The 16,912-nt window shown below is 67.9% G+C and carries 16 protein-coding genes; 12 read left to right on the top strand and 4 right to left on the bottom strand.

Features of this window, described 5'->3' with window-relative positions:
- Positions 1 to 177: 177 nt before the first annotated feature.
- From DKG75_RS18805 to hydA, 8 genes are all read left to right on the top strand, one after another.
- Positions 178 to 1,485 carry an NAD(P)-dependent oxidoreductase gene (locus DKG75_RS18805; RefSeq protein ID WP_243746407.1) on the top strand — a complete coding sequence of 436 codons (1,308 nt, stop codon included), beginning with the start codon at positions 178 to 180 and terminating at the stop codon, positions 1,483 to 1,485.
- A gap of 12 nt (positions 1,486 to 1,497) precedes the next feature.
- Positions 1,498 to 2,802 (top strand): NAD-dependent dihydropyrimidine dehydrogenase subunit PreA, encoded by a 1,305-nt coding sequence (gene preA, locus DKG75_RS18810; RefSeq protein WP_109922704.1) that lies wholly within the window; start codon positions 1,498 to 1,500, stop codon positions 2,800 to 2,802.
- 144 nt (positions 2,803 to 2,946) lie between these two features.
- Positions 2,947 to 4,191, top strand: coding sequence for a Zn-dependent hydrolase (locus DKG75_RS18815; protein WP_109922908.1), 1,245 nt, complete (start codon positions 2,947 to 2,949; stop codon positions 4,189 to 4,191).
- A 16-nt stretch (positions 4,192 to 4,207) separates the two neighbouring features.
- Positions 4,208 to 4,993 carry an ABC transporter ATP-binding protein gene (locus DKG75_RS18820; RefSeq protein WP_109922909.1) on the top strand — a complete coding sequence of 262 codons (786 nt, stop codon included), beginning with the start codon at positions 4,208 to 4,210 and terminating at the stop codon, positions 4,991 to 4,993.
- Positions 4,994 to 4,997: 4 nt separating this feature from the next.
- Entirely contained in the window at positions 4,998 to 5,903 is a 906-nt protein-coding gene (locus tag DKG75_RS18825) for an ABC transporter permease (protein ID WP_109922705.1), read from the top strand.
- The gene (locus DKG75_RS18830) at positions 5,900 to 6,853 is read left to right on the top strand and encodes an ABC transporter permease (protein WP_109922706.1); all 954 of its coding nucleotides are present in this window, start codon (positions 5,900 to 5,902) and stop codon (positions 6,851 to 6,853) included. Before DKG75_RS18825 ends, DKG75_RS18830 begins: the two co-directional genes overlap by 4 nt.
- Before the next feature lie 13 nt (positions 6,854 to 6,866).
- Entirely contained in the window at positions 6,867 to 7,850 is a 984-nt protein-coding gene (locus DKG75_RS18835; protein WP_109922707.1) for an ABC transporter substrate-binding protein, read from the top strand.
- Positions 7,851 to 7,925: 75 nt separating this feature from the next.
- A complete protein-coding gene (gene hydA / locus DKG75_RS18840; protein ID WP_109922708.1) occupies positions 7,926 to 9,371 on the top strand; it encodes a dihydropyrimidinase in 1,446 nt (481 codons plus the stop codon).
- Positions 9,372 to 9,377: 6 nt separating this feature from the next.
- On the opposite strand, the gene DKG75_RS18845 is transcribed toward hydA, so the two are convergent.
- Both DKG75_RS18845 and DKG75_RS18850 read right to left on the bottom strand, forming a co-directional pair.
- Positions 9,378 to 10,085 carry a GntR family transcriptional regulator gene (locus DKG75_RS18845; RefSeq protein ID WP_208111889.1) on the bottom strand — a complete coding sequence of 236 codons (708 nt, stop codon included), beginning with the start codon at positions 10,083 to 10,085 and terminating at the stop codon, positions 9,378 to 9,380.
- Between the two features lie 94 nt (positions 10,086 to 10,179).
- Entirely contained in the window at positions 10,180 to 10,836 is a 657-nt protein-coding gene (locus tag DKG75_RS18850) for a TetR/AcrR family transcriptional regulator (RefSeq protein ID WP_208111890.1), read from the bottom strand.
- A 54-nt stretch (positions 10,837 to 10,890) separates the two neighbouring features.
- Between DKG75_RS18850 and DKG75_RS18855 the strand changes: the two genes are divergently transcribed.
- Positions 10,891 to 12,237, top strand: a complete 1,347-nt coding sequence (locus tag DKG75_RS18855) for an oxygenase MpaB family protein (RefSeq protein WP_109922710.1) — start codon at positions 10,891 to 10,893, stop codon at positions 12,235 to 12,237.
- A 34-nt stretch (positions 12,238 to 12,271) separates the two neighbouring features.
- Here the strand turns inward: DKG75_RS18855 and ctrA are convergent, their stop codons facing one another.
- Positions 12,272 to 12,988: a response regulator transcription factor CtrA gene (ctrA, locus tag DKG75_RS18860; protein WP_109922711.1), complete on the bottom strand. Its 717-nt coding sequence runs from the start codon at positions 12,986 to 12,988 to the stop codon at positions 12,272 to 12,274.
- A gap of 138 nt (positions 12,989 to 13,126) precedes the next feature.
- Between ctrA and fliI the strand changes: the two genes are divergently transcribed.
- Positions 13,127 to 14,485, top strand: coding sequence for a flagellar protein export ATPase FliI (fliI, locus tag DKG75_RS18865; RefSeq protein ID WP_109922712.1), 1,359 nt, complete (start codon positions 13,127 to 13,129; stop codon positions 14,483 to 14,485).
- 4 nt (positions 14,486 to 14,489) lie between these two features.
- Complete coding sequence (locus tag DKG75_RS18870; RefSeq protein ID WP_109922713.1) at positions 14,490 to 14,936, top strand: flagellar export protein FliJ; 447 nt, start codon at positions 14,490 to 14,492, stop codon at positions 14,934 to 14,936.
- A gap of 3 nt (positions 14,937 to 14,939) precedes the next feature.
- On the opposite strand, the gene DKG75_RS18875 is transcribed toward DKG75_RS18870, so the two are convergent.
- Positions 14,940 to 16,037 carry an NAD(P)/FAD-dependent oxidoreductase gene (locus tag DKG75_RS18875; RefSeq protein WP_109922714.1) on the bottom strand — a complete coding sequence of 366 codons (1,098 nt, stop codon included), beginning with the start codon at positions 16,035 to 16,037 and terminating at the stop codon, positions 14,940 to 14,942.
- Positions 16,038 to 16,121: 84 nt separating this feature from the next.
- Between DKG75_RS18875 and modA the strand changes: the two genes are divergently transcribed.
- Positions 16,122 to 16,907, top strand: a complete 786-nt coding sequence (gene modA, locus DKG75_RS18880; protein WP_109922715.1) for a molybdate ABC transporter substrate-binding protein — start codon at positions 16,122 to 16,124, stop codon at positions 16,905 to 16,907.
- The last annotated feature ends 5 nt before the right edge of the window (positions 16,908 to 16,912 follow it).

Here is a 16,912-nt window from a genome sequence, read left to right on the forward strand (position 1 = left end):
CGGGTGGGCGGGGGCGGGCAACCTCCAAATGGCCTAGCTTTCGCCCGCCTGCCGCGCCCCTTGCCGGCGGATGTTGCATGTGACGAAAAATGATTGCTTTTGCCGATCGATAAATCTTGACCGTTTGATCAAGTTTTGTTCAGCTTTCCGGGTCGGCAACGCGAGCGGGAGACGGCCATGGCGGACGGCGCAATGGGGGGCAGCACAATGGGGAACGGCGGGTCCTGTCCCAAGGGGGCGATTTTCACCGACCTGCATGCGCCCCTGGGCGCCCATGCGGCGCGGGTGGAGGCGGAGCGCTGCTACTTCTGTTACGATGCGCCCTGCGCCACCGCTTGCCCGACCTCGATCGACATTCCGCTCTTCATCCGCCAGATCGCGACCGGCAACGACCTGGGCGCGGCGGAAACCATCCTCGCCAGCAATATCATGGGCAGCATGTGCGCCCGCGTCTGCCCGACCGAGCAATTGTGCGAGGAAGCCTGCGTCCGCAACGCGGGCGAACAGGCGCCGGTGCAGATCGGCCTGCTGCAACGCCATGCGACCGATGCCCTGCTGGACGACGGCCGCCAGATCTTCACCCGCGCGGCGCCGACGGGGAAGGTGGTGGCGGTGGTCGGCGCCGGGCCGGCGGGCCTCGCCTGCGCCCATGCCCTGGCGCTGGCCGGCCATGCGGTCACCGTGTTCGAGGCGCGGCCGAAGGCGGGCGGCCTCAACGAATACGGCATCGCCGCCTATAAGGCGGTGGGCAATATCGCCCAGCGCGAGGTCGATTATATCCTCGGGCTCGGCGGGATCGAGATCCGCCACGGCAGCGCCCTTGGCGCCGATGTCACCCTGGACGGGCTGGCCGCCGGGTTCGATGCGGTCTTTCTCGGCCTCGGGCTCGGCGCGGTCAATGCGGCGGGGATCGAGGGCGCCGGCCTTGCCGGTATCGCCGATGCGGTCGGCTTCATCGCCCGCCTGCGCCAGGGCGAGCCGGCGGCGGTCGGGCGGCGTGTCGTCGTCATCGGCGGCGGCATGACCGCGATCGATGTCGCGGTGCAGGCCCGCCTGCTCGGGGCGGAGGATGTCACCATCGTCTATCGCGGCGACGAGGCGGCGATGAAGGCCAGCCCCTATGAGCGCGAGGTGGCGCGCACCCGCGACGTCCGGATCCGGACCTGCTTGCGGCCGAAGCGCTATCTCGGCGAGAACGGCCGGGTTACGGCGGCTGAATTCGCCTATGCCGGCGGCACGGGCGAGACGCTGACGCTCCCCGCCGATCAAGTGTTCGAGGCGGTGGGGCAGAAGCTGGCGCCCCCGGGGCTGGACGGCCTCGCTTTCGAGGGCGGGCGGATCAAGGTGGACGGGGAACGGGCGACGTCGCGCCCCGGCGTCTGGGCCGGGGGCGACTGCATCGCCGGCGGAAAAGACCTGACCGTCGCGGCGGTCGAGGACGGCAAGGTGGCGGCCCGCGCCATCGACCACTATCTGAAGGCGTGAGGGAGAGCGAGCATGGCTGATCTGACGTCCACCTTCGCCGGCATCAAGTCGCCCAATCCGTTCTGGCTGGCCTCGGCGCCGCCGACCGACAAGGCCTATAACGTGGTGCGTGCCTATCGGGCGGGCTGGGGCGGCGTGGTCTGGAAGACATTGGGCGAGGCGGGGCCGCCGGTGGTCAATGTCAACGGCCCGCGTTACGGCGCCATCCATGGGCCGGACCGCCGCGTGCTCGGCTTCAACAACATCGAATTGATCACCGACCGGCCGCTGGAGTTGAACCTCCAGGAAATCAAGCAGGTGAAGCGCGACTGGAAGGACCGGGCGCTGGTCGTCTCCCTCATGGTGCCCTGTGTCGAGGACAGCTGGAAGGCGATCCTGAAGCAGGTCGAGGAGACCGAGGCGGACGGTGTCGAATTGAATTTCGGCTGTCCCCACGGCATGTCGGAACGGGGCATGGGCTCCGCCGTCGGGCAGGTGCCGGACTATGTCGAAATGGTCACCCGCTGGTGCAAGCAGCACAGCCGCATGCCGGTGATCGTGAAGCTGACCCCCAATATCGCCGATATCCGCGGCCCGGCGCGGGCGGCGAAACGGGGCGGTGCCGATGCGGTTTCGCTGATCAATACGATCAATTCGATCGTCGGCGTCGATCTCGATGCCATGGCGATCTCGCCCGCGACCGATGGCAAGGGCACCCACGGCGGCTATTGCGGCCCGGCGGTGAAGCCGATCGCCATGAACATGGTGGCGGAAATCGCCCGCGATGCGGAAACCCGGGGCCTGCCGATCTCGGGCATCGGCGGCATCACCACCTGGCGCGATGCGGCGGAATTCATGGCGCTCGGCGCCGGCAACGTCCAGGTCTGCACCGCCGCCATGGTCTATGGCTTCCGTGTGGTGCAGGAAATGCTCACCGGCCTGTCCGCCTGGATGGACGGCAAGGGCTATGGCGCCACCGCCGATTTCGTCGCCGGCGCCGTGCCCACCGTCACCGACTGGCAATATCTGAACCTCGACTATGCGGTGAAGGCGCGGATCGACCCGGATAAATGCGTCTCCTGCGGGCGCTGCCACATCGCCTGCGAGGATACGTCCCATCAGGCGATCACCGCGACCGTGGACGGCAGGCGCAAGTTCGAGGTGATCGACGAGGAATGCGTCGGCTGCAATCTCTGCGCCAGCGTCTGCCCGATCGAGGACTGCATCACCATGGAGCCGGTGGTCGGCATCGATCCCCGCACCGGCCGCGAGATGGGCAAAAGCTACAGCAATTGGACCACCCACCCGAACAACCCGAACCGGCAGGCGGCGGAATGAGTGATCGATCCTTGGGCACCCCTGGTTCTACGGCGAAAGTGGTGCTTAAATTTTGTTGATCGCGGGGCGGGGCGGCGCGAAGCTGTCTTGACCGATCGGTCAGGTTTGGTGCGTTGAGTCGAAGGGTGAAACCGGGGTGCGATGATGGCCGAGCAGCGCAATCTTTCGATCAATGGCGACCGCCTGTGGCAAAGCCTGATGGACATGGCGCAGATCGGCGCGACGCCGAAGGGCGGGGTCTGCCGCCTGGCCCTGACCGATGTCGACAAGGCCGGCCGCGATCTTTTCGTCGACTGGTGCCGGACCGCCGGCTGCAGCATCACCGTCGATCGCATCGGCAATATCTTCGCCCGCCGCCCGGGCCGGAACAACGACCTGCCGCCGGTGGTCACCGGCTCCCATCTCGACAGCCAGCCGACCGGCGGCCGTTTCGACGGGGTCTACGGCGTGCTCGCCGGGCTCGAGGTGGTGCGCAGCCTGAACGATCTCGGCCTCGAGACCGAACACCCGGTCGAGGTCGCGGTCTGGACCAACGAGGAAGGCTCGCGCTTCGCTCCGGCCATGGTGGCGTCGGGCGTCTTCGCCGGGGTCTTCGATCTCGACTACGGCCTGTCGCGGGCGGATGTCGAAGGGAAGACCATGGGCCAGGAACTGGCGCGCATCGGCTATGCCGGCGCGGCCGAGGTCGGCCGCCCGGTCCATGCCTATTTCGAGGCCCATATCGAACAGGGCCCGATCCTGGAAGCCGAGGGCAAGACCATCGGCGTCGTCACCGATGCCCAGGGCCAGCGCTGGTACGAATTGAACCTCACCGGGGTCGAGAGCCACGCCGGCCCGACGCCGATGACCAGGCGGAAGGATGCCCTGCTGGGGGCGGCCCGCATCGTCGATCTGGTCAACCGGATCGGCCTTCAGTTCGCGCCCCGCGCCTGCGCCACGGTCGGCATGATGCAGGTCTATCCCAATTCCCGGAACGTCATCCCGGGCAAGGTGTTCATGACCATCGACTTCCGCCACCCGGAGGACGGGACGCTGGCCGCCATGGACAAGGCGATGCGCGACGGTGTCGCCCGCATCTGCGGCGAGATCGGCCTCGATGCCGGGATCGAGCAGATCTTCTACTACGCCCCGGTCCATTTCGACGACGGCTGCATCGAGGCGGTGCGGAAAGGCGTGGCCGAGCACGGCTTCACCGCGCGCGACATGGTTTCGGGCGCGGGCCACGACGCCTGTTACCTGGCGCGTGTCGCCCCCACCGGCATGGTCTTCATCCCCTGCATCGACGGCATTTCCCACAACGAGATCGAGGACGCGACCCCGGAATGGGTCTCGGCCGGGGGGCAGGTGCTGCTCCGCGCCATCCTGGAAAAAGCGGGCGCGGTCGCCTGAGGTGGGCAAGATTCACGTGGACAAGCGGCGCGCCGTCGATATCGCCGGCCTGTCCCTGACGTTCGAGACGCGGGACGGCCCGGTCTATGCCTTGTCCAATGTCGATCTCGCCATCGAGCGGGGCGATTTCGTCTCCTTCATCGGGCCGTCCGGCTGCGGCAAGACCACGCTGCTGCGCGTGATCGCCGATCTCGAACGGGCGACGGCGGGCACTATCAAGGTGAACGGCCTCAGCCCCGAACAGGCCCGCCTCGCCCGCGCCTATGGCTATGTCTTCCAGGCCCCCGCGCTCTATCCCTGGCGGACGATCGAGCGGAACGTGACCCTGCCGCTTGAAATCATGGGCCTGCCCAAGGCGGAGCGGCAGGCCCGGGCCAGGCAATATCTGGCCCTGGTGAACCTGGCCGGTTTCGAGCGGAAATTCCCCTGGCAGCTTTCGGGCGGCATGCAGCAGCGCGCCTCGATCGCGCGGGCGCTGTCCTTCGAGCCTGATCTCCTGCTGATGGACGAACCCTTCGGCGCCCTGGACGAGATCGTGCGCGACCATCTGAACGAGCAATTGCTGCGCCTTTGGGAGCGCACGGGCAAGACGGTGGTCTTCGTCACCCATTCGATTCCGGAGGCGGTGTTCCTGTCCAGCAAGATCGTCGTCATGTCGCCCCGGCCGGGCCGCATCATCGACGTGATCGAGACCGACTTCCCGCGCGACCGCACCCTCGACATCCGCGAGACGCCGGCATTCCTCGCCGTCGCCCACCGGGTGCGCGAGGGCCTGCGCGCCGGCCACGCCTATGAGGATTGACGCCATGGCCGCGACGACCGCCCTGCGCCAATCCTTCTGTCCCGTCGTCGGGCGCGGGCTGCCGGTCGCGGTCGTCGGCCTCGGGCTGGTCGTGCTCTGGTATGCGGGGGCGGCCTGGCTGAACGCGCCCTTGCAGATCGATGCCTTCGCCCGGGCGGGGGCGGACTGGACGTTCGGCGATCTGGTGCGGGCGACCTGGGCGCAGGAGCGGCCGCTGCTGCCGGCGCCGCATCAGGTGCTGGCGGAATTGTGGAAGACGGTGGCGGAGACCGATGTCACCTCGAAGCGCAGCCTCGTCTATCACGGCTGGGTGACGCTGTCGTCCACCCTGCTCGGTTTTGCCGCGGGCACTTTGCTCGGCATCCTGCTCGCGGTCGGGATCGTCCATGTCCGGGTCCTGGAAAAAAGCCTGATGCCTTGGATCATCGCCTCCCAGACCATTCCGATCCTGGCGATCGCGCCCATGATCATCGTGGTTCTCGGCGCCATCGGCCTGAAGGGGCTGGTGCCCAAGGCGGTGATTTCGACCTATCTCTGCTTCTTTCCGGTCGCCATCGGCATGGCGAAGGGGCTGCGGGCCCCGGACCTGTTGCAGATGGACCTGATGCGGACCTATAGCGCCGGCCGGGCCCAAGTCTTCCGCTACCTGCGCTGGCCGTCGGCGCTGCCCTTCCTGTTCGCCAGCCTGAAGGTGGCGGTGTCGATCAGCCTGGTCGGCGCGATCATCGCCGAACTGCCGACCGGGGCCCAGGCCGGCCTTGGCGCCCGCCTGCTTGCCGGCTCCTATTACGGGCAGACGATCCAGATCTGGTCGGCGCTGGTCGCGGCGGCCGTGCTCGCGGCGGTCCTGGTCGCCCTGGTCGGCCTTGCGGAACGCCTGGTGTTGCGGGCCATGGGGGGGCGGCGATGACGGCGCTCCGCCATGCCCTGGTCTTCCTGGCGGTCGCCTTTGCCGGCGCCCTCGCCTGCCTGACCGGGCAGGGGGCGGGGACGGCGGGGTTCGGCTATGCCCTGTCCCTGGTCGCGCTGACCCTGTTGCTGTGGCGGGGGCTGTCGCTGGCGGCCGCGGCGCGCCTGGAGGGGCGTTTCGGCCGGCTGCTGGCCGATCTTTCGGTGCCGCTGCTGTTCGGCCTGTGGCTGCTGTTCCTGTGGCAGGCGGTCACCATCGGCTATGGCGTGCCGCAGGTGCTGCTGCCGTCGCCGGGGCTGATCGCGGCGCGTTTCGCCGGCTCGCTCGACGTGCTGCTGGCGGATTTCCGCCAGACCTTCCTCCAGGCGGTCCTGATCGGTTACGCGATCGGCTGCGGCGCCGGGTTCCTGGTCGCCCTGCTGGCCGATCGGGTGCCTTTCCTGCAACGGGGGCTGCTGCCCCTGGGCAATCTCGCCTCCGCCCTGCCGATCGTCGGGATCGCGCCGATCATGGTCATGTGGTTCGGCTTCGACTGGCCGTCGAAGGCGGCGGTGGTCGTGATCATGACCTTCTTCCCGATGCTGGTGAACACGGTGGCGGGGCTGGCTGCGGCCGGCACGGCGGAGCGCGAATTGCTGCGCACCTATGCCGCCGGCCATGGCCAGACCTTGCTGGCGTTGCGCCTGCCGGCGGCCTTGCCCTTCATCTTCAACGCGCTGAAGATCAATTCGACGCTGGCCCTGATCGGCGCCATCGTTGCCGAATTCTTCGGCACGCCCATCGTCGGCATGGGCTTTCGCATCTCGACCGAGGTCGGGCGCATGAATCTGGACATGGTCTGGGCCGAGATCGTGCTGGCCGCGATCGCCGGTTCGGCTTTCTACGGGACGGTGGCGCTGGCGGAACGCCGGCTCACCTTCTGGCATCCTTCCTATCGTCAGCGACATTAAGGGAGTGCGGGGCATGAAGAGACTGATCGCGGGTGCGGCATTGTTCGCGGCGGCGCTGGGCGCCTTTTCCGCCGAGGCGGCGGAAAAGGTCACCCTGCAACTGAAGTGGGTGACCCAGGCGCAATTCGCCGGCTATTACGTCGCCAAGGAAAAGGGCTTCTACGAGAAGGCCGGGCTCGACGTCACCATCAACCCCGGCGGGCCCGACGTGGCCCCGCCCCAGGTGATCGCCGGCGGCGGCGCCGACGTCATCATCGATTGGATGCCCTCGGCGCTCGCCTCGCGCGAGAAGGGCGTCGCCCTGGTCAACATCGCCCAGCCGTTCAAGCGCTCGGGCATGATGCTGACCTGTCGCAAGGAAACCGGCATCAAGACCCCGGCGGATTTCCCGGGCAAGACGCTGGGCGTCTGGTTCTTCGGCAATGAATATCCCTTCCTCGCCTGGATGGCGAAGCTGGGCATCCCGACCAGCGGCGGGCCGGCCGGGGTTACGGTCCTGAAGCAGGGCTTCAACGTCGATCCCATCCTGCAGAAGCAGGCGGATTGCGTCTCGACCATGACCTACAACGAATATTGGCAGGTCATCGACGGCGGCCTGAAGGCGGAGGACCTGATCGTCTTCAAGTATGAGGACGAAGGGGTGGCGACCCTCGAGGACGGTCTCTATGTCCTCGAAGACCGCCTGAAGGACCCGAAGTTCGTCGAGGCCATGGGGAAATTCGTCAAGGCGTCGATGGAAGGCTGGGCCTGGGCCCGGGAAAACCCTGAGGCGGCGGCCAAGATCGTCCTCGACAACGACGCGACCGGCGCCCAGACCGAGGCCCATCAGATCCGCATGATGAAGGAAGTGAACCTGCTCACCGCGGGCACCACCGGCGTCCTCGATCCCGCCGACTACGAGCGCACGGTGAAGACCATCATGACCGGCGGTTCCGACCCCGTAATCACCAAGGAGCCGGTCGGCGCCTGGACCCATGTGGTCACGGACAAGATGTAATGAACCTTGTGGTGCCCGCCATCGGGCGCGGCGCCACCCTTTCGGTGTCCATTCTCAAAAGCGGGAGGCACGGCGATGGCGTTGCTGGTCAAGGGCGGAACGGTGGTCAATGCGGATTTCACGCAACGGGCCGACGTGCTGGTCGCGGACGGCAAGGTGGTCGCCGTCGGCCCGGACCTCGAGGCGCCGGCCGGCGCCGAGGTGATCGATGCGGGCGGGGCCTATGTCATGCCCGGCGGCATCGATCCCCATACCCATATGGAACTGCCCTTCATGGGCACGGTGGCGTCCGAGGATTTCTATTCCGGCACCACGGCCGGCGCGGTGGGCGGCACCACCACGATCATCGATTTCGTCATCCCCAGCCCGCAGCAGGACTTGCTGGACGCCTATCACACCTGGCGCGGCTGGGCCGGAAAGGCCGCGACCGATTACAGTTTCCACGTCGCCGTCACCTGGTGGAGCGACAGTGTCCGCGCCGCCATGGGCACCCTGGTGAACGAGCTGGGGGTCAACAGCTTCAAGCATTTCATGGCCTACAAGGGCGCCATCATGTGCGACGACGAGGTGCTGGTGAATTCCTTCACCCGGGCGCGCGAACTGGGGGCGCTGTGCACCGTCCATGCCGAGAACGGCGAGCTGGTCGCCCATCTCCAGCAGCAATTGCTGGCCATGGGCATCACCGGGCCGGAGGGACATCCCCAGTCCCGCCCCTCGGCGGTGGAGGGCGAGGCGGCGGACCGCGCCATCCGCATCGCCCAGGTGCTGAACGTCCCCCTTTATATCGTCCATAATTCCTGCATCGAAAGCCTGCAGGCGATCACCAGGGCCCGGAACGAGGGCCAGCGCGTGTTCGGCGAGGTCCTGGCCGGCCATCTGCTGGTCGACGACGGCGTCTATCGCCATAACGATTGGGATTACGCCGCGCACCATGTCATGAGCCCGCCGTTCCGCCCCAAGGCGCATCAGGAGGCGCTGTGGCGCGGCCTTCAGGCCGGCATGCTGCAAACGACGGCGACCGACCACTGCTGCTTCTGCACGCCGCAGAAGCGCATGGGCCACAATAATTTCACCCAGATCCCGAACGGCACCGGCGGGGTCGAGGACCGGATGCATGTGCTGTGGCACCATGGCGTCAACAGCGGGCGCCTGACCCCGTCCGAATTCGTCGCCGTCACCTCGACCAATGCGGCGCGGATCTTCAACATCTATCCAAGGAAGGGCCTGATCGCGCCCGGCGCGGATGCCGACATCGTGATCTGGGACCCGGCGCGGGAACGCACCATCTCGAAGGACAGCCATCACCAGAAGATCGATTTCAACATCTTCGAGGGCATGGTGGTGAAGGGGATCAACACGGTCACCATCGCCAACGGCGCCGTCGTCTACAGGGATGGCGACGTGCGCACGGTCCGGGGCGCCGGGCGTTACGTCGACCGGCCGCCGTTCCCATCCTATTACGATGCGGTGAAGCGGGCGGCGGAAGTGAATGCGCCGAGCGCCGTCACCCGCACGGGGTAGGGGCCATCAGGCGCCGGCCAGGGCGCTGTAGCGCTCGTAGGTCGCTTCGACCACGGTGATATGGCCGCGCATGGCGCCTTCCGCGCCCGCCTTGTCGCCGCGGACGATGGCGGTGACCACCCGGTCGTGCTCGGCATGGGACAGGGCGAGGCGGCCGAGGGTGCGGAACTGCGCCCGGCGGAAGGGCGACAGGCGCGCCCGCGTCGCCAGGGTGATCTCGGCCAGATAGTCGTTGTGGCTGCCGTGATAGATGGCGCTGTGGAAATATTCGTTCTGCTCGTGGTAACGCTGGGGATCGCCCTGGCGCACCAGTTCGCCCAGCTGCCCGTGCAGTTTTTCGAGGTTCAGGCGCTCGGCGCTGGTCATGTTCAGGGCGGCGAGGCCGGCGCAGATCGCCTCCAGTTCCGCCATGACCTCGAACATGCCGCGCAGCCGGTCCAGCGAGGGCAGCGCCACCAGCGCGCTCCGATGCGGCCGGGCCTCGACCAGGCCGGAGGCGGCAAGCTCGCGGATCGCCTCGCGCACCGGGGTGCGGGAAACGCCGAAACGCTTGGCGATCTCGACCTCTTCGAGCGGGGTGCCGGGGGTCAGGCGGCCCTGCACGATCTCGTCGGCGATGACGAGGCGCAATTCCTCGCTGCGCGTCGCGGAACGGCGCGGGCGGGAACGGGACGGCGCCGGCGGGGCGCTGCGGGGCGATGCGGTCGTGGACAAGATGACTTCTGAAAGCAGCTTCTGAGCGGAGACTAGCGCGGTTTCCGGCAAAGTGGAAACCGGTTTGCCGCAAGGCACGCGGCGGTTTGGGGAATCAGGGCGCCGGCGTGCCCGGCTTTCGCCCGAACATCGCCTTGTTCATCCATTCCGCCTGGGCCAGCAGGCGCTCGGCGGTATAGGCGGCGGGATCGCGCAGGCGCAGCCGGACCAGTTCCTGGGACATGGTGTGCAGCATGGCGATAGCCAGCGCCCGGTCCGGGTTGGTCAGGCTGGAGAGGGCGGGATCGGCGGCGAGCAGGGCTTCGTTCATATGGGCGCGGGTCAGGCTGCGCGCCTGTTCCAGCCGCTCGTAAAGCTCGGGCGGGCCGCCCTGGCTCGGCATCAGCAGCATGCGCCAGGTGGCGGGATCGGCATCGACCGCTTCGAGGACGCCGGCGACCCCGGCCGCGAAGCGCGACTGGCCGGGGGCGGGCGGTCGCCGTTCCGCCCGCTGGAAAGCGGCGGCGGCGCGGCCGAATTCCCGGTCGACCATGGCCAGCAGCAGGCCCGGCAGATTGCCGAACTGCTGATAGATCAGGGTGCGGGTGATGCCGCAGGCCTGGGCGATGCGGTCCATGGCCACGGCATGGAAACCCTCGGCATCCACGAGGTCGCGGACGGCGTCCAGGATCTGGTCGCGCCGTTCGTCCACGCTCATGCGCCGGCGCGGCGCGGGCCGGGCGGCGATCGGATTTCTGCTTGCGTCGGTCACGGGCCGAGATTAACTTACAAAATATAACTTATTAAATGTAAGTTTCCGGGGGGGATGATGGAAAGCCTGGCGGATCTGGAGGCCCGGGTGGCGGCGCAGGCGGCGCGCCTGCCGGCCATGTACGGCAAGGTCGATTTCTCGCTTGCGCCGGAACGTTTCGCCGGCGCGCCGGAAATCAGGAGCACGGTCCGCGGCGAGACCGGCGAGGCGCATCGGCGCCGCCTGCTGGCCGATCCCGGGACGGTGGCCCGCGCCCGCGCCTATACGATGCTGGGCGACAATGTCGCCGATGCCTATGCCGCCCTGATGCCGGAATATGGTTTCCGCCGCCTTGTCGGCATGCTGACCGAGGCCTGCGACAAGGGCGTCGAGCAGGTGGCGGAGGCGCCGCCGGAACTGGTCGCCTTCATCCGCGCCATGGAGGCGACGCCCGACTGGATCGACATGAGCCTGATCGAAGCGGGCGCCCGCTTCAGCCGCAATGCCTCGGCCAATCTGGCCCCCTTCGTGGTGCGCGGCGCCTTCGTCGCCACCTTCCTGAACAAATATTCGGCCCTGCCCATGGCGCTGACCGGCACCCTATCCCACGAGACGGCGGTGCGCCGGATCAAGGAAACCGCCAGTTTCTTCACGACGACGGCGCTGCCGGGCGCGCTCGGCCGGTTCGGCGCCGGCTTCAAGGCGGCGGCCATGGTGCGCCTGATGCATTCCATGGTCCGCTTCAACGTGCTGCGCGGCGGAAAGACCTGGGATGTCTCGGTCTACGGCATTCCGGTGCCCCAGGTCGACCAGATGCCGGCGGGGACGATCGGCGTCTTCCTGCTCGCCTTCAAGATGCTGGCCCAGGGGCGCCTGAGTTTCACCCCGGGGGAACGCGCCTTCGTCGAGTTCAACCGCTATCGCTGCTGGCTGCTCGGCCTGCCGGAAGACCTGCTGCCGACGACGCCCCAGGGCATCTATGACGCCATGACCGTCTATAGCGGCACGCTGCGCGACGGTTACGACGATGCGACCTGCGGCGCCCTGGTCAGGGCTACGATGGCGGCCTATTTCCCGGCCGACCGCTCGCTGAAGAGCCGGATCTTCAATGCCCTGGAACGGAGTTTCGCCCGCGTCTTCTTCAACCGCTCGTTCCTGCGGGGCGATACCACGGGCAAGGCGGCCTTGATGGGGGTGGCGCTGCGGCCCTACGACCATGCGGTCTTCGTCGCCCTTGGCCTCTTCATCTACGGGCGCCAGAAATTCTACAAGCTGGCGCTGCGCACGCCGGGCCTGGCCGGCTGGGCCGACCGCCGGCTGATCCGCAAGCTGGACCGCCTGCTGGTCGACTACGGCCACGCGGAATATACCACCGACGCCTCCAAATACCGGGAGGCGAGACACCGGCAGGCGGCCGAATAGGGCCGGCCCGCCCCCCGCGCTCAGCCCCCCGCGATCAGGCGGTGCGGGCCTTGCCGCCCTCGGCCGGTTCCGCTTCCGCCTGCTCGCGCAGGACGTAACCCCGGCCCCAGACGGTCTCGATGTAATTCTCGCCGCCGGTCGCCGTGGTCAGCTTCTTGCGCAGCTTGCAGATGAAGACGTCGATGATCTTCAGTTCCGGCTCGTCCATGCCGCCATAGAGGTGGTTCAGGAACATTTCCTTGGTCAGGGTCGTGCCCTTGCGCAGCGACAGCAGTTCCAGCATGCCGTATTCCTTGCCGGTCAGATGCACCGGCTTACCGTCGACCTCGACGGTCTTGGCGTCGAGGTTCACGGACATGCGGCCGGTCACGATCTGCGACTGGGAATGGCCCTTGGAGCGGCGGACGATGGCATGGATGCGGGCGATCAGCTCCTCCTTGTGGAAGGGCTTGGTCACATAGTCGTCGGCGCCGAAGCCGAGGCCCTTCACCTTGGAATCGATGCCGCTGATGCCGGTCAGGATCAGGATCGGCGTATTCACCCGGGCGGCGCGCAGCTTCTTCAGGACGTCGAACCCGCTCATGTCCGGCAGGTTCAGGTCGAGAAGGATGATGTCATAGTCATAGAGCTTGCCGAGGTCGAGCCCTTCCTCGCCGAGGTCGGTGGCATAGACGTTCAGTCCGTCCGACCCCAGCATCAGCTCGATGCTCTTCGACAGTTGCGGATCGTCCTCGATCAGAAGCACGCGCATTGGCACCCCCTGCCGCTTCGCCTCGCGACGGCCTTCGTTCATAAAGGTTAATGTGCCCTTAACGAACGTCCAATGCAACCGGAACCCGCCGCGCCGGGCTTTCGGCCTTTACCGACGGTTAAGTTTCCCCGGCGCATCATGCCCGCCATCATTCGTCATCCTGGGGAGAGCGCGCCCTTGCAGGCCCTGATCGCCGAAATCGCCGGCATGCCGACGGCCACGAGGTTCGCCCGGGTGGTGGCCGTGCAGGGCCTCGTGGTCGAGGTGGCGGGGGTGAAGGGCAAGGTCGGGGTCGGCTCGCGCATGCGCCTCGTCGGGCGCGACGGCCGCGAAACCCTGGCGGAAGTGGTCGGCTTTTCCGAGAACCGGGCGCTGGCCATGCCGTTCGGGCCGATGGATGCGGTCGGCATGGGGGCGCGGGTGATCATCGAGGACGGCACCGCCGCCGTCTATCCCTCCGACCAATGGCTGGGCCGGGTGATCGATTCCCTGGGCCGGCCGGTCGACGACGGCGGCGAATTGCCCCGGGGCGCCGAAGCCTATCCCCTGAAGCGCCAGCCGCCGCCGGCCCACCAGCGCAACCGCGTGGGCGACAAGATCGAGCTGGGCGTGCGCGCCATGAACACCTTCCTGTCGTGCTGCCGCGGCCAGCGCATGGGCATTTTCGCCGGCTCGGGCGTCGGCAAGTCGTCGCTGCTGTCGATGCTGGCGCGCTATTCGGGCGCCGATGTCATCGTCATCGGCCTGGTCGGCGAGCGCGGGCGCGAGGCGCGGGAATTCATTGAGGACGACCTCGGGCCGGATGGCCTGGCCCGTTCCGTCGTCGTCGTCGCCACCTCGGACGAAAGCGCCCTGATGCGGCGCCAGGCGGCGCATATGACCCTGACCGTGGCCGAATATTTCCGCGACCAGGGCAAGGACGTGCTCTGCCTGATGGATTCGGTCACCCGCTTCGCCATGGCCCAGCGCGAGATCGGCCTCTCGGGCGGGGAGCCGCCGACCTCCAAGGGCTATACGCCGACGGTCTTCGCCGAATTGCCGAAACTTCTCGAACGGGCGGGGCCGGGCACCGGGCGGGGCTCGATCACCGGGCTGTTCACCGTCCTGGTCGAGGGCGACGACCACAACGAGCCGGTGGCGGACGCGGTGCGCGGCATTCTCGACGGCCATATCGTGCTGGAGCGGACGATCGCGGAACGCGGCCGCTTCCCGGCGATCAACATCCTGCGCTCGGTCAGCCGGACCATGCCGGGCTGCAACACGCCCGAGCAGAACCGGCTGGTCCGGACCGCCCGGCGCTATATGTCGGCCTATGAGGACATGGCCGAGATGATTCGCCTCGGCGCCTATCGCCGCGGCTCGAACGAGGAGGTCGACACGGCAATCGACCTGCGCCAGCCGCTGGAGGATTTCCTCGGCCAGGCGAAGAAGGAGCCGTCGACCCTGGAACAGGGCTATGCCGAACTGGCCGCCGTCCTGGCGCCAGTGATGGACTAGGCGCATGGCAAGCAAGCGCGGCCTGCCCACCCTGATCCGCCTGCACCAGCGCCAGCTCGACGAGAAGCGCCGCATGCTGGCGGAACTGGAACAGATGCGGGCGGAGATGGACCGCAAGATCCTGCTGCTCGACGGCGAGATCGAGCGCGAGCGCCAGGCCGCGGCGGACCAGCCCGAACTGATCGGCCAGTTCGCCGCCTATCTCGAAGGCGCGCGGCAAAGGCGCCAGACCATGCTGCGCACCATCGACGAACTGGCGCCCAAGATCGAGGCCGCGGCCAATGCGGTCGCCGTCGCCTTCCAGGACGTGAAGAAATTCGAGATCGCCGCCGAGATGAAGGCCCGGCAGCGGAAGGCCGCCCTCGACAAGGCGGAACAGGACGAATTGGACGATATCGCCCTGGTCCAGCACCGTCGCCGCGGCGCCGCCGACGACGACGGCGGCGGCTGACGCCTATCCCTTCAGCGCTTCGGCGACCGCGGCCCCCAGCGACAGGCAGGCGGTCAGGCCCGGGCTTTCGATCCCGAACAGATTGACCAGGCCGGGCAGGCCGTGGTCCGCCGGGCCCTGCACCAGGAAATCCGCCGGTGCCGCGCCGGGGCCGGTCAGCTTCGGCCGGATGCCGGCGTAATCGGGGGCGAGGCGGCCGGCCGGCAGGCCCGGCCAATAGCGCCGGATCCCGGCCTCGAAACCGGCCATCCGGGCGGGGTCGACGGTGTAATCCTCGGCCGCCGGCCATTCGACATCGGGGCCGAAGCGCATGCGGCCCGCAAGATCCAGGGTGACATGGACGCCGAGGCCGCCGTCGACCGGCGCCGGATAGATCAGGTGCCGGAAGGCCGGCCGGCCCTGGTAGGAGAAATAATTGCCCTTGGCCAGGACGAGGGGCGGCACCAGCGCCGGATCGAGGCCGGCAATGTTCCGGGCCAGGGCCTGGGCGCCGAGGCCGGCGGCATTGACGACCAGATCGGCCTCGATCGTGCCCGCGTCGGCGCCCCCGAACCCGACCTGCCAGCGGCGTTCCCGGTATTCAAGGCGCAGCACCGGGGTGTCGAGGGCGATGGCGCCGCCGTGGTCCTCGATCTCGCCCAGAAGCGCCAGCATCAGGCCGTGGGCGTCGATGATGCCGGTCTCCGGGCTGTGCAGGGCGGCGGTGCAGGCCAGCGCCGGTTCCAGCGCCCGGGCCTCGGCCGCCGACAGCAGGCGCAGGGTCTCGACCCCATTGGCAAGGCCCAGGGCGTGGATCGCCTCGATTCGGCCGGTCTCGGCCGCCGTGGTCGCCACCACCAGCTTGCCGGGCCGGGCGTGGGCGATGCCATGGTCGCGGGCATAGGCATAGAGCAGCCGCCGCCCGCCGACGCAATGGCGGTGGCGCAGGCTGCCGGTCGGGTAATAGAGGCCGGCGTGAATCACCTCGCTGTTGCGGGCGGAAATGCCGGTGCCGACGGCGGCGGCCGCTTCGGCGATCACCACTTCGTGCCCGGCAAGCGCGAGCGCCCGCCCGGCGGCGAGGCCGACGACGCCGGCGCCGGCAATTAATGCAAGAGCCATATGAATCTCCGCCCCGGTGGGGGTCTTGCCATCGGCGGGCAAAGCCGCCACTCTGTCGATCGCTATATTCGGGAGGATATAACTATGACCTTGACCAGGCGTCTTCTCCTCAGTCTTGCCGCCGCGGCGGTGCTGTCCCTGCCCATGGTTCACAAGGCCAAGGCCGAAGACAAGCCGGTGCTCGTCTTCGCCGCGGCCAGCCTCAAGGAATCGCTCGGCAAGGTGGCGGAAAGCTACAAGGCGGAAACCGGCAAGACGGTGACCCTGTCGTTTGCCGCTTCCGGCCCGCTCGCCAAGCAGATCGAGGCGGCGGCGCCCGCCGATGTCTTCATCTCCGCCGACCTGAAGTGGATGAGCTATCTCTCGGACAAGGGCCTGACCGACAAGGCGACGGAAAAAGCCCTGCTGGGCAACACCCTCGTCCTGATCGCGCCCAAGGATTCGGCGACCACGACCGTGCCGCTGGCCGAGGGCTTCGATCTCGCCGGCCTGCTCGGCGACGGCCGGCTGGCGATCGGCGAGGTGACCTCGGTCCCCGCCGGCACTTATGGCAAGACCGCCCTCGAAAGCCTGAAGCTGTTCGACAGCGTGAAGGACAAGCTCGCGCAGGGTGAAAGCGTCCGCGCCGCGCTGGCCCTGGTCTCGCGCGGGGAAGCGCCGCTCGGCATCGTCTATGCGACCGATGCGGCGGCCGATCCCTCGGTCAAGGTGGTGGCCACCTTCCCGGCCGCATCCTATCCCGCGATCGTCTATCCGGTGGCGCGGGTCGCCGCCTCGACCAATGCCGATGCGGCCGGCTTCATCGCCTACCTGCAGGCGCCGGCGGCGACCGCCACTTTCGAGGCCGCGGGCTTCACGGTGCCGAAGTAATCCTT

It is taken from the genome of Zavarzinia compransoris, from assembly GCF_003173055.1.
GTDB classification, from domain to species: Bacteria; Pseudomonadota; Alphaproteobacteria; order Zavarziniales; family Zavarziniaceae; genus Zavarzinia; species Zavarzinia compransoris.